Origin of the sequence: Legionella sp. km535 (genome assembly GCF_003990085.1) — a bacterium.
Lineage (GTDB): Bacteria > Pseudomonadota > Gammaproteobacteria > Legionellales > Legionellaceae > Legionella > Legionella moravica.
In genome coordinates this window covers 117,202-128,919 of the sequence record NZ_RZGU01000010.1, presented here as the reverse complement: position 1 = coordinate 128,919, position 11,718 = coordinate 117,202, and the positions used below count along the sequence as shown (strand labels likewise).

The window sequence follows — 11,718 nt, the reverse complement described above, 5'->3', positions numbered from 1 at the left end:
TCAGCATTAGGTAGCTGTCGTTAAATAAATCCCAGCCGAAATCCCGCGGCGAAGACCGCGGGATCTAATACTTGAATGCCACCATCATGGATCCCGCGGTCATAGCCGCGGGAATTCGGTTGATGTGTGAGCAAAACCAGGTTTCGAATCCCAGCGGTTATAGCCTCGGGAATTCGGTTGATGTGTGAGCAAAACCAGGTTTCGAATTCCCGCGGTTATAGCCGCGGGAATTCGGAGAGAATAATTGTGCTGATTTATTTAAGATGCGTAGTAAATGCTGCTACTACGCTGGGGATTAGAACTGAGCAAGTACAATGCAAACACGGTCTTTATGAACCTTGATTTTGTCGTTCCTTGATCTCTGATAATGTTTTGCAATCGATACATAACGTTGCTGTTGGCCTTGCTTCCAGTCTTTTTAGACCAATTTCAATACCACAGGCTTCACAGTAACCAAAATCGTCATTTCTTAATCGTTCCAGTGCATCCTCTATCTTCTTAATGAGTTTGCGCTCCCGGTCACGTGTACGTAACTCAATGCTAAATTCCTCTTCCTGACTTGCTCTGTCTGAAGGATCGGGAAAATTGGCTGCTTCGTCTTTCATGTGCGTCACAGTTCGGTCAACTTCTTCCATCAATGATTGACGCCAAGCCAGCAATATTTTTTCAATATGTGCTAGCTGCTTTTCATTCATATATTCTTCCCCATCAGCTTCCTGATAGGGGGCAATTCCCATGCTACCTATTGCGTCGTTTTTCACGTTGTATAGTCTCTCATTGGTTTTATCAATTAATTGTTCTGTCATTTTGGCCTCCGTCTCCTACTGTTACTCTGTAGCGAGTTTTACAGAAAATGGCTAGGTATACCAAATAACTTCAGCATCATCAACTAAATAATCTTACCTGTTATCAGTTTAAGGATGCCAACCTCCACTTACCCTATCATGACCTTGAATATCCTGCCAACTCCGAACATTTTTATAACCTAATTTGTTAAGTATAGCGTTAAGTTGTATTTTTTGATCGTATCCATGTTCAAGTAATAGCAAACCATCGGGTAAAAGACATTCATAACTGTGCTGAATAATGTATTGTAGATCAGCTAACCCGTCTTGACCACTGGCTAAAGCACTTAGTGGTTCAAATCTGATATCTCCCTGTTTTAAATGAGGATCTTCTTCCGCAATATAGGGTGGATTGGAAATAATAGCATGATAATGGTGTTGGGGTAGAGAGCTAAACCAGGATGAGTGATAGAACGTTACATTAGTAATCCCAAGGGCTACTGCATTTTCCTGGGCAATTGTCAGAGCAGCTTTACTGAAATCGGAGGCGATGACCTTCCAATTGGGTCTTTCACTGGCAATTGCCAGAGCAATAGCACCACTCCCTGTACCCAGATCCAGGATACAGGTTTCGGGGGTGTCAGGAATTAAATCCAGGGCGAGTTCTACCAGAAGCTCTGTTTCATGTCTTGGGATTAAGGTATCTGGAGTGACTTTTAAATTCAGAGACCAGAATTCACGTTGGCCTGTCAGATAGGCAATTGGTGTTCCTGCTGCGCGTTGCGCTATTAATTGTTGGTAGGTTTCCAATTGATTTGGACTTAATAAGACTTCAGGGTGGGCGAAAATATAGGCTCTGTTTTTATTTAATACATGGCTTAGCAGGAACTCTGCTTCCAGACGTGATTCCGCGTGGTTTTTCTCCAGCTGTTGCACGGCATGGTTTAAGGCCGTGCGAATATCAATCATGTCGGCCTAATTCTGCAAGTAATTCTGCATGGTATTCGCGTTTTAATGAATCGATTACCAGGGCTAAATTACCTTCCATTACATCATTCAGTTGGTAGATGGTCAGATTGATTCGATGATCAGTCAGACGCCCTTGCGGGAAATTATACGTCCGAATACGTTCGGAGCGATCACCTGAACCTACCAAAGACTTACGGGTTTGTGCCTGTTCCTTCTTTTGTTTGCTTTGCTCTGCATCCAATAAACGTGTTTTAAGCAGGGACATTGCTTTAGCGCGGTTTTTATGTTGAGAACGTTCATCCTGACACTCTACAACAACGCCCGTTGGAATGTGAGTAATTCGAATCGCGGAATCGGTTTTGTTTACGTGCTGACCTCCTGCACCCGATGAGCGGTAGGTATCAATACGTAAATCATCCGGATTAATTTGAATTTCATCAATTTCCTCAACCTCAGGCATGATGGCTACTGTGCAGGCAGAGGTATGTACTCGTCCTTGTGATTCGGTTTCAGGAACACGTTGCACACGATGTGCGCCTGATTCAAATTTTAGTTGGGAATAAACTGCATTGCCGCTGATTCTGGCAATGATTTCTTTATAGCCTCCATGCTCGCCATGGCTGGCACTGATTAATTCAAGCTGCCACCCCTGATTTTCTGCATAACGGCTGTACATCCGATACAGATCGCCAGCGAAAATTGCAGCCTCATCGCCGCCCGTTCCTGCGCGCACTTCCAGATAAATATTCCGTTCATCGTCAGGATCTTTAGGAATTAAATGCCATTGTAGTTGTTCGTCCAAATCATCAATCAGTTGTTTTGCACCTTCCAGCTCTTCTTCTGCCATAGAAGCCAACTCTTCATCATCACCTTCAAGCATTTCCTGCAGGGAGAGTAAATTATTTTTAGCCTCAATATAAGACTCATAACAGTGGGCGACGGGTTCGAGCTGTGCGTATTCTTTGGATAATGATTTAAACTGATTCTGATCGGCAATTACGGATGCTTCAGACAGTAAACGTCCGACTTCCTGAAAGCGTTCCAGCATCTGCTGTAATTTTAACTCAAGAGATTTCTTCATAAGGTGTTTGACATAAAGTTGTTGTATTAAAGAGGTATTGTGCCAAAGCCAACAAATCTTCTCGTCCATCCCAGGCTATTTGCCTTAAGCCGTTGGTAGGGTTATGAATTAACTTATTGACCAGACGCTCACTAAATTCATTTAAAACAGAGGTTTGACTGTGTCCTGCAGATAGTTTTTTCAGGGCACGTTCTAATTCCAATTGGGCTAAATGTTGCATTTGATTGCGATAATCACAGATGATGTCTTTGGCTTTTAATGAACGATGCCACCGGATGTAGTTATCCAGTTCACTTTCAATTAATTGTTCCGCCTGAAGGGCTGCATTGCGCCGCTCATTCATCCCTTTTTCTATCATGATTTGCAGATCATCGATATTATAAAGTTGTACCCGATCCAATTCGTTGACATTGGTTTCAATATCTCTGGGAACTGCTAAATCCAGAAAAATCATGGGCGCATTATTTCTTTGCTTCATCGCATGCTCCACCAGACTTTTATTGATGAATGGAAGCGGGCATGCCGTTGCAGAAATAACGACATCTGCCTGAGGAAGGTATTGAGGAATATCGCCAATAGACAGAGTGTTTCCGCCAAAAGCATAGGCAAGTTTTTTTGCATGTTCCAGGGTACGACTCGCAACCATGAACTGATGTACACCTTGCTGGTGTAGGTATTTGGCTACCAATGAAGCGGTTTCTCCTGAACCAATTAAAAACACGCGTAGTGAACGGTAATTTGTAAATAATTGACCAACCAATTGCACTGCTGCATAAGCAATCGATACTGGGTTCGCTCCAATGCCACTGTGGGTTCGGATTCTTTTGGAGGCGCTGAATATGTATTCGAATACAGGTCTTAATTGTGATTTAACGGTGCCTAATCGGCATGCCTGGTGATAGGCTTGTTTCATTTGTCCCAGAATTTGCGGTTCGCCTATCATCATGGAGTCCAGCCCGCTGGCGACTCTTAGCGTATGTTTTATTCCCTGATGACCCTCATGCAGGTATAAAAAGGGAGTCAGTAAATCTTGCGGTATGTGATGTTCATGAGCCAACCAACCTGCGATAACGTTGGGATCATCCGTGTCACAGTAGATTTCAGTGCGATTGCATGTTGATAAAATAGCGGCTTCATTAATTTCAGGAAGACTTACCAGTTTGTTTAGTAATGAATCCTGCATAGCAGGAGGCAACGCGACTTTTTCACGCACGTTTATTGGAGCAGTTTTATGGTTGAGCCCGCAAGCAACAAACACCATGGAATCTGAATTCTTAGTTAGGACTAGCAAAAAACGCCCTATATCCTCGCTAAAAGAAATTTTAATCAGGAAGTTTCAGGGTTATTCGTAAGTCAGGTTTGTTAAAATGTTAATCGGCTAATTATAACCGATTAACAGACAAATTTGTAGAGACTGGCGAAAATCCTTACATTTCTAAAGAACTTTTTTATTTTGCCGCCAACAATGATAGCCACTTTTTGCACACAGTGTGTCATCTGAAAAGGAGCGTCAAATGGATATTATCCTTCAAGGTCAGCATAATGCTGAAGAAACGGTGAAGAGTTTGGAGCGTGTATTGCAATTATTCAGGGAACGTTATCATGTCGAAGGATTTCGTGAAATTCATCTAACGGTCACCTTATTAGATGAGCAGGGGGATGAAGTTGAGCTGATTGATAGTGAATCCAATCAAGCTTATCGTGTATTTGAAGTGTATAGAAAAGGATATGAGTTAGCAGGAAGAAAAGGAATTCCCATGTTGCAATTAGTGGTAGATAATACCCCTAAATAGATTGATGGATTAAAGCAACAGGAGTTCTCTATGGTTATGGCACTAATCGCCATACTGTTCACCCTGATATTAGTCGTGGGGATACACGAAGCAGGTCATGCGTTGGCAGCGCGCATGTTTCACGTACAGATTAAAAAAATATCAATAGGTTTTGGTAAGCCCTTGATTCAATGGAGAAGCGCTAGTGGCTGCGAATGGGTATGGGCCATGTGGCCCTTGGGTGGCTATGTTCAATTACTTAATACAAGAATAAGCCCGGTGAATCCTGAAGAATATGCCTGGTGTTTTGATAAAAAACCAATCTGGCAGCGTGCTGTGATTTTGGTTTCAGGTGCTTTAGCCAATTTGCTAACCGCGTGGTTGGCATTTGTTTGTGTGTTTTATATCGGTTTGAATTACCGATTGCCTTTGGTCCAATCCGTTCAACCCAATAGCATAGCGGCTCATGCAGGCATAACCTCCGGCGATCAATTTATCGCTGTTGAGGGCTACAGTACGTCATCGTGGCAGGATGTTGGAATGCAACTGGTCATTTTGTGGGGAAAAAAAGAAGTGAGACTTTCCTTGAAACGGCCTGATAATCAGAACATCAGGGAATTATCCATGAATTTAAGCGGGATAAACTTTACTGGAAATGAGCGATCGCTTCTGTCAAGTCTTGGTATACAACCTGATTTATCCGCTCCGGTTGTATTGATGCAAGCTCCATCATTGGTTCAGGCTATTCATCAAGCGAACAGTGCTATGGGGCATTTATTTTATTTATTCTTGATGATCTTTAAACAATTAGTCACTGGGGGCATTCCTTTTACCATCCTGCTGGGGCCTTTAGGCTTATTTGCCGCTTCTGTTTCGTCATTGATGCAGGGGATTGGTGTGTTTTTCTATTTTATAGCCAGTTTAAGTTGCGCTGTTGCATTGGTGAATTTATTTCCTGTACCCGGGTTGGATGGCGGTTCTTTACTGTATGCTCTTATTGAAAAAATTCGCGGAAAACCGATTTCAGTGGCCATGGAAGTTTTATTGCATCGATTGATGGTCATTTTATTTGCTGTAGTATTGGTTAATCTACTCATGAATGATTTGAACCGATTTTTACATTAATCCGAATGGAATGTGAGTGCATTCAAATTAAGGTTTATCCTATAGCGACTCAGTAACCGTTCTGGCACAACACCAGACATCCACTTTTTTAATTCCGGCTTTTTTCAAAACCAGGGCTAATTCATTGACGGTATTTCCAGTAGTAAGAAGATCATCAATGATGGCAACATGCTCATAAGGCAAGGGGGTAACATGAAATGCCTTGCTTAGATTTTTTTGCCGTTGTTCTTTGTCCAGACTGGCTTGAGGAGCTGTATTTATTCTTTTTTGGCAACTGGTTAAATCATAGGGAATGTTTAATTTCCGAGCCAATTTTTTCGCCAGAAGAGCTGCCTGGTTAAAACCTCTTTGTTTTATTCTGAGGGGATGCATAGGGACCGGGATTAAACATTGCGGGATATGTTGCGTTTTTTGTACGGTATTAAGCATTAAATGGCATAAAAAATTACGAAGATAAAGGCCATTATGGTATTTGAATTGATGAATAAGACTGCGTAATGGTTCATCAAAAGTATATCCAATCACTGCATTATCGTAATGTGGCGGTTTTTTAATGCATGATCCACAAATAAGATAATGCTCATCAGGAAGGGGGGATGCACAATGGGTGCAAGCAGGCCCTAAAGCTTTTATCAAACCAATACAAAACGTACATACTGCAAGAGTACCCTTATGAAATTGGTTGCAGAGTGTGCATATTGAAGGCAGGCGCAAACTCTGTGTTATACTCATCAATTTCTGGCGCACGAGCGTTGGATTTCCTGTGATTAACTTATCCGTGGTCTTATGATGGCTGTCAAAAATGAAATTAGCAAGGCATTTGGCAAACATGCCGAAGAATATGAGCGTGCCGCAAAGGTTCAGCAAGAAATTGGGGAGCGTTTGTTTGAGCGTCTGCACTATTTGAAAATCGCACCTCAGCGAATACTTGATTTGGGATGCGGTCCTGGCTCGTTTTCAAAAGAATTATCCTTGCTCTATCCTAAGGCGCAGATTATTGGACTTGATCTGGTTCCTGGTATGTTGGCTCTTGCCAGGAAAAAACAAGGCTGGCGACGGAGATGGTCTTTGGTTGCTGCAGATATGAGGCAAATGCCTTTTGCAACGGGGATGTTTGATTTGGTGTTTACCAATCAGGTAATTCACTGGGCAGCTCCACTTGCTCATGTCTTTCGTGAAATTAATCGGGTGATGAACGTTAATGGCTGCCTGATGTTTACGACTTTGGGGCCAGACACATTCAAGGAACTTAAAATGGCTTGGTCCGGAGCGAATCATTACGCTCATGTTAATGAATTTTGTGATATGCATGATATTGGTGATAGCCTAATGGCAGAACATTTCCTGGATCCTGTAATGGATATGGAATTATTATCCGTTCAATACGAGACCCTGCCCAAATTAATTGCTGCTCTGAGAGCGCAGGGAGTACGAAATATTAATCCTGAAAGGAATCACGGTTTAACCGGCCGGAGTGCATGGCAACAATTTGAAAAAAACTACGCGGGACTGATTACTGACTCGGGTAAGTATCCTTTGACTTATGAAGTGGTTTATGGGCATGCCTGGAAGGGGGAACAGCGAAATACCGATAAGGGCATTGAGACTTTATTTCCCATATCACAGATTCGGATTAACAAAGGTTAGGGGATGTGTCACGCAGTTGAAAATTTTTGTTCCAAATTTGAATGCGCCGGGGTAGGACAAGGATTGGTTCGCATACCCCGAAATCGTTAATCAGGATAAGTTACTTCGGTTGTGTAGCTGCCTGGTTAAATCAATTAAAACAGTTGCTTTTTTTTCAAATAGTTGGAGTGAATCCAGGGCAATTTGATAATGCTCCGAAATTTTTTCTTTTAGTTGTTGTTGGGTATAGAGTGTAGCAAAGGTTGTTTTTTGATTGGCCTGATCTGAGGATCTTCCTTTTCCGAGCAGGTTAGCTGGTGCATACTGATCCAGATAATCGTCTTGCATCTGGAATACCAGACCGATGTGTTGAGCATAATCTTTTAGCGCTGCGGCAATGCGTTCGTCAGTTGTATTTTGTGCAGCCAATACCATGTCAAAACAGGCCATGATCAGTTGTCCTGTTTTAAGAAGATGAATTTTTCGAAGTTCTTCTTCAGAAACTGCAGAAGAGGCCAGTGCGGTCAGATCAAGGCTTTGTCCGCTAACCATACCGCTTACACCACTGGCTTTCACTAATGTTCTGGTAATTGAAACAATCTGTGAGGGACTTAATAATCCGGGTAAATGGGTTAATAGAACTTCAACTGCCAATGCTTGCATTCCGTCGCCAACCAGAATAGCAGTAGCCTCATCATAGGCTTTATGACAACTGGGTTTTCCTCGGCGTAAATCATCATCATCCATAGCAGGAAGATCATCATGGATTAGTGAATAGCAATGGGTTAATTCTATGGCTGCAGCAATGACATCAAGTACTTGAATATCGATATCAAGCAGTTCACCGCTTAAATAAACCATGATAGGTCTTATTCTTTTGCCACCCGGGAATAATGAGTAATGCAATGCAGATTCTATCCGATCTGCAGGTATGTGCGTGGCATTCAGAATCTCTTTAAGGCAGTTTTCATGACGTTGGATATAGGTTTCAATCACTTGTGTGTTCATCCGGATTAGGTTCAGAGCTGGAATGAGAGGCGGTAAGAGTTTCTATTTTTTGTTCTGCCTGATTCAGCACATCCTGACATCGTCTGGCCAAGCCAATTCCTTTTTCAAATTGTTTGAGCGAGTCCTCAAGAGACAGTTCGCCTTTTTCCAATTGTTTTACTATTTCTTCGAGCTCGGTTATTGATTGTTCGAAATTAATGCCTTTACTCATTAGAGTTCTCAATTTCCTGAAATGCAGTGATTATACTGAGTTAGGCTGAGGATTCAACTTTCAATTGGTGAGGATTGGGTGTTGATGATGGTTTGAATCGTGAGCTAACACAATTTATAATCAAATCTTGGCGCAGAGCATGATACACTTCTGTGCAAAATTGGTAATTTCTCAAAAAATCCGAAAATTTCGTTATCCTGAACGCAGTAAAGTGACTTTTCAATTGCTGGCATAGAATCAGATTCGCGATAACGTTGTTCGGAGCTGTTGATTTTAAGGAGTCCTAAGATGAGTCAAGTGGAACACAGTTATACTGACTTCAAAAATGACATGATAGATACTGTCCTTTTTTCAATATCCCCATTTACTCTCTTTTTTTCCCTTTTTAACGTGAGTGCCCCAGAGAAATATTATGGCCTGGTACGTGTTTTTTCTCTATTTTTTGCGCTCATTTCAAGTCCTATTCTGATTCTCGCTATTCCAGTGACGCTTACTTTTGGAGCAATAGCCGCTGTGGCTCAGATGGTGTTTTTTCCCTTTCAGCTAGTATTGGCCATGGTTCAGGATTTGAGATCGGTGCATATTGTTAACAATAAACAAGGTGTTATGGCAGATGTCTCGAAAGAACCATCCGGGCTTGTGCCCGATGAGCAGGTTTCTTATCCTTCTTCAGGGGCTCATTTTCCAACGTTATTCAGTAACGAAAAAGCAAAGGATACGAATGTAATCGACGAGATTTCAGTTGCATCTAATCCATCTCCCAATAGTGCTCCATGAATAAAATTCCTTAGGCAATTATTTTAACTATCCGTTATCATTGATTACATTAATCGTAATGGAATAATCAAGGTTCACTGTAATGAAAATAAAAACCCAGTTTGTTTGTAATCAATGCGCCGCAACATTCAAACAATGGGCTGGACAATGCACGCAATGCGGAGCCTGGAATTCAATCGCTGAAGAAGGAATCATAGCTGAGAGCCGAAATTCCCGAAGTGGGCAATGGGCTAATCAGCGTTCTGTGATTACAGCTGTTGAAGACGTGGTTATGGATAAAGAGATTCGCATGGACTGCGGATTATCTGAATTGAACAGAGTATTGGGTGGTGGTTTGGTTTATGGCTCTGTAGTCCTGATCGGGGGTGACCCCGGGATTGGCAAATCGACTTTGTTACTCCAGACCTTGGCAAATTTATCCATGCAGGAAACCGTATTATACGTTACTGGTGAAGAATCCTTACAGCAGGTTGCCATGCGAGCCCAGCGACTGGGTTTGCCGCTTGCTGGATTACGCTTATTGGCTGAGACTCAGGTGGAGTCGATAATTGCTCATGCTCAGAAGGAAAAACCGCGAATTATTGTAGTCGACTCCATTCAAACGATCTTTACCGAAACCATCAGCTCGGCTCCAGGAGGAGTAAGCCAGGTCAGAGAATCGGCTGCTCAATTGGTACGTTTTGCCAAAATGACCCAAACTGCCGTTTTTCTTGTGGGGCATGTAACCAAGGAAGGTACTTTGGCAGGTCCCAGGGTTCTGGAGCATATGGTTGACAGTGTTCTTTATTTTGAAGGTCAAAGTGACAGCAGATTTCGGGTGATTCGCGCCATTAAAAATCGCTTCGGAGCGGTTAATGAGCTGGGCGTGTTTGCAATGACAGATAAAGGTTTGAAAGAAGTGGCGAATCCCTCGGCTATTTTTTTATCACGACAACCGGAACCCACTCCCGGGAGTGCGGTGATGGTGACTTGGGAGGGGTCGCGCCCGATGCTGGTTGAGGTTCAGGCCCTGGTGGATGAGGCACATGGACAACAAGCAAAACGGGTCACTGCAGGTCTGGAACATAATCGATTGGCAATTTTGCTTGCTGTATTGCATCGGCATGGGGGTATTGCAACCTACGATCAGGATGTGTTTATTAATGTGGTGGGCGGCGTAAAAGTGACAGAAACAGGTAGTGATCTGGCTCTGTTGGCTGCAGTAGTTTCCAGCCTGAGAAATCGGGTCTTTGATAGTGAAACCATTATCTTTGGCGAAGTCGGTTTAGCCGGAGAAATAAGACCGGTACAGAGTGGTCAGGAGCGAATAAAAGAAGCAGTAAAACATGGATTCAAGAGAGCAATTGTTCCCTTTGCCAATGCTCCCAAACAACAAGGGTCGTCCATGATTATTGAACCGGTTAAATATTTACGGGATGTATTGGAGAAAATGTAATGTTCAATCGTAATGAATCAGGACGGATTCAACTGAATGAAGAGATTAACTCTTTTCAGAGAGAGGGCGCGGTTTGCCTGCGTCAATTACTAACCGAGGATGAAATTAATACATTACGAAAGGGCATAGAGCTTAATTTATCCAATTTGAGTCCGCGGACTAAAGTCGCGAGCAGGCCGGATGATCCGGGGTTTTTTGTAGAAGACTTTTGTACCTGGCAAAGTAATCCCTTTTACCAGAAGATCCTGTTTGAAAGCCAACTTGGCGCTGTTGCTGCTCAGCTAATGCAAAGCCAAGAGGTGAGGCTTTATCACGATCATTTGCTGGTGAAAGAACCCGGAACGCGTCAAGTCACACCCTGGCACCAGGATCAACCTTATTATAATGTGGCAGGAAAACAAAATTGCAGCTTTTGGATTCCGGTAGATCCGGTGAGCAGGGAATCTACTTTGGAATTTGTTGCAGGCTCTCATTTAGGGCCATGGCTAATGCCCAGATCGTTTATGGACAATCAGGCTAAATGGTTTCCTGAAGGAAGTTTGCAGGAGCTTCCTGATATTGAGCAGTCAAGAGAAGATTTTCCAATCATTGGCTGGGATATAGAACCAGGCGATGTGGTTTGTTTTCATATGCTGACCTTGCATATGGCAAGAGGAGTGAATACTCAGCAACGAAGACGAGTGTTTTCCGTGCGTTTTCTAGGGGACGATATGATTCACGCACCAAGAGCATGGATAACTTCTCCTGATTTTCCCGGGCTGATAGATGAATTACCTTCCGGATCTCCTATGGATCATCCTTTATTTCCTGTTGTGGTGACACAAGCTTAGGGCTGTTGGTCATTTTTTAAACAAAAAAGTCCTTCGGCTAAAGATCCCCTCGCCTCCGCGCGTAGCGTGGGGGAGAGGGTTAGGGGGTTAAAAACAAGG

13 protein-coding genes are annotated in these 11,718 nt (G+C 42.8%); 6 read left to right on the top strand and 7 right to left on the bottom strand.

Annotation, left to right across the window (positions count from 1 at the left end; genetic code table 11):
* Positions 1-329: 329 nt before the first annotated feature.
* The 4 genes from dksA to hemA form a co-directional block, all read right to left on the bottom strand.
* Positions 330-806: an RNA polymerase-binding protein DksA gene (gene dksA / locus ELY21_RS07755; RefSeq protein WP_028384317.1), complete on the bottom strand. Its 477-nt coding sequence runs from the start codon at positions 804-806 to the stop codon at positions 330-332.
* A gap of 108 nt (positions 807-914) precedes the next feature.
* A complete protein-coding gene (prmC, locus tag ELY21_RS07750) occupies positions 915-1,754 on the bottom strand; it encodes a peptide chain release factor N(5)-glutamine methyltransferase (protein WP_127108410.1) in 840 nt (279 codons plus the stop codon).
* Positions 1,747-2,835 carry a peptide chain release factor 1 gene (prfA, locus tag ELY21_RS07745; RefSeq protein ID WP_127108408.1) on the bottom strand — a complete coding sequence of 363 codons (1,089 nt, stop codon included), beginning with the start codon at positions 2,833-2,835 and terminating at the stop codon, positions 1,747-1,749. The genes prmC and prfA overlap by 8 nt, the downstream gene beginning before the upstream one ends.
* Positions 2,819-4,096: a glutamyl-tRNA reductase gene (gene hemA / locus ELY21_RS07740; RefSeq protein WP_127108428.1), complete on the bottom strand. Its 1,278-nt coding sequence runs from the start codon at positions 4,094-4,096 to the stop codon at positions 2,819-2,821. Before hemA ends, prfA begins: the two co-directional genes overlap by 17 nt.
* A 253-nt stretch (positions 4,097-4,349) precedes the next feature.
* Here hemA and ELY21_RS07735 point away from each other — a divergent pair, with 253 nt between their 5' ends.
* Both ELY21_RS07735 and ELY21_RS07730 read left to right on the top strand, forming a co-directional pair.
* Positions 4,350-4,628, top strand: a complete 279-nt coding sequence (locus tag ELY21_RS07735; protein ID WP_028384321.1) for a hypothetical protein — start codon at positions 4,350-4,352, stop codon at positions 4,626-4,628.
* Positions 4,629-4,658: 30 nt separating this feature from the next.
* A complete protein-coding gene (locus tag ELY21_RS07730) occupies positions 4,659-5,732 on the top strand; it encodes an RIP metalloprotease (RefSeq protein ID WP_127108406.1) in 1,074 nt (357 codons plus the stop codon).
* 39 nt (positions 5,733-5,771) lie between these two features.
* Here ELY21_RS07730 and ELY21_RS07725 read toward each other — a convergent pair whose 3' ends face one another.
* Positions 5,772-6,479, bottom strand: a complete 708-nt coding sequence (locus ELY21_RS07725; protein WP_233588686.1) for a ComF family protein — start codon at positions 6,477-6,479, stop codon at positions 5,772-5,774.
* Positions 6,480-6,521: 42 nt separating this feature from the next.
* Between ELY21_RS07725 and bioC the strand changes: the two genes are divergently transcribed.
* A complete protein-coding gene (bioC, locus tag ELY21_RS07720; protein ID WP_127108426.1) occupies positions 6,522-7,379 on the top strand; it encodes a malonyl-ACP O-methyltransferase BioC in 858 nt (285 codons plus the stop codon).
* Positions 7,380-7,469: 90 nt separating this feature from the next.
* Here bioC and ELY21_RS07715 read toward each other — a convergent pair whose 3' ends face one another.
* Both ELY21_RS07715 and ELY21_RS07710 read right to left on the bottom strand, forming a co-directional pair.
* Positions 7,470-8,366 (bottom strand): polyprenyl synthetase family protein, encoded by an 897-nt coding sequence (locus tag ELY21_RS07715; protein WP_127108402.1) that lies wholly within the window; start codon positions 8,364-8,366, stop codon positions 7,470-7,472.
* A complete protein-coding gene (locus ELY21_RS07710) occupies positions 8,347-8,577 on the bottom strand; it encodes an exodeoxyribonuclease VII small subunit (RefSeq protein ID WP_127108400.1) in 231 nt (76 codons plus the stop codon). Before ELY21_RS07710 ends, ELY21_RS07715 begins: the two co-directional genes overlap by 20 nt.
* A 288-nt stretch (positions 8,578-8,865) precedes the next feature.
* Here ELY21_RS07710 and ELY21_RS07705 point away from each other — a divergent pair, with 288 nt between their 5' ends.
* The 3 genes from ELY21_RS07705 (at position 8,866) to ELY21_RS07695 (ending at position 11,619) form a co-directional block, all read left to right on the top strand.
* Positions 8,866-9,354, top strand: a complete 489-nt coding sequence (locus tag ELY21_RS07705) for a hypothetical protein (protein ID WP_127108398.1) — start codon at positions 8,866-8,868, stop codon at positions 9,352-9,354.
* Positions 9,355-9,436: 82 nt separating this feature from the next.
* Positions 9,437-10,789, top strand: coding sequence for a DNA repair protein RadA (gene radA, locus ELY21_RS07700; RefSeq protein WP_127108396.1), 1,353 nt, complete (start codon positions 9,437-9,439; stop codon positions 10,787-10,789).
* The gene (locus tag ELY21_RS07695) at positions 10,789-11,619 is read left to right on the top strand and encodes a phytanoyl-CoA dioxygenase family protein (RefSeq protein ID WP_127108394.1); all 831 of its coding nucleotides are present in this window, start codon (positions 10,789-10,791) and stop codon (positions 11,617-11,619) included. The genes radA and ELY21_RS07695 overlap by 1 nt, the downstream gene beginning before the upstream one ends.
* Positions 11,620-11,718: the final 99 nt, after the last annotated feature.

Bases quoted from the DNA above. Each gene is read 5' to 3' on its own strand.
- dksA (WP_028384317.1), bottom strand. From the start codon at position 806: ATGACAGAACAATTAATTGATAAAACCAATGAGAGACTATACAACGTG.
- prmC (WP_127108410.1), bottom strand. From the start codon at position 1,754: ATGATTGATATTCGCACGGCCTTAAACCATGCCGTGCAACAGCTGGAG.
- prfA (WP_127108408.1), bottom strand. From the start codon at position 2,835: ATGAAGAAATCTCTTGAGTTAAAATTACAGCAGATGCTGGAACGCTTT.
- hemA (WP_127108428.1), bottom strand. From the start codon at position 4,096: ATGGTGTTTGTTGCTTGCGGGCTCAACCATAAAACTGCTCCAATAAAC.
- ELY21_RS07735 (WP_028384321.1), top strand. From the start codon at position 4,350: ATGGATATTATCCTTCAAGGTCAGCATAATGCTGAAGAAACGGTGAAG.
- ELY21_RS07730 (WP_127108406.1), top strand. From the start codon at position 4,659: ATGGTTATGGCACTAATCGCCATACTGTTCACCCTGATATTAGTCGTG.
- bioC (WP_127108426.1), top strand. From the start codon at position 6,522: ATGGCTGTCAAAAATGAAATTAGCAAGGCATTTGGCAAACATGCCGAA.
- ELY21_RS07715 (WP_127108402.1), bottom strand. From the start codon at position 8,366: ATGAACACACAAGTGATTGAAACCTATATCCAACGTCATGAAAACTGC.
- ELY21_RS07710 (WP_127108400.1), bottom strand. From the start codon at position 8,577: ATGAGTAAAGGCATTAATTTCGAACAATCAATAACCGAGCTCGAAGAA.
- ELY21_RS07705 (WP_127108398.1), top strand. From the start codon at position 8,866: ATGAGTCAAGTGGAACACAGTTATACTGACTTCAAAAATGACATGATA.
- radA (WP_127108396.1), top strand. From the start codon at position 9,437: ATGAAAATAAAAACCCAGTTTGTTTGTAATCAATGCGCCGCAACATTC.
- ELY21_RS07695 (WP_127108394.1), top strand. From the start codon at position 10,789: ATGTTCAATCGTAATGAATCAGGACGGATTCAACTGAATGAAGAGATT.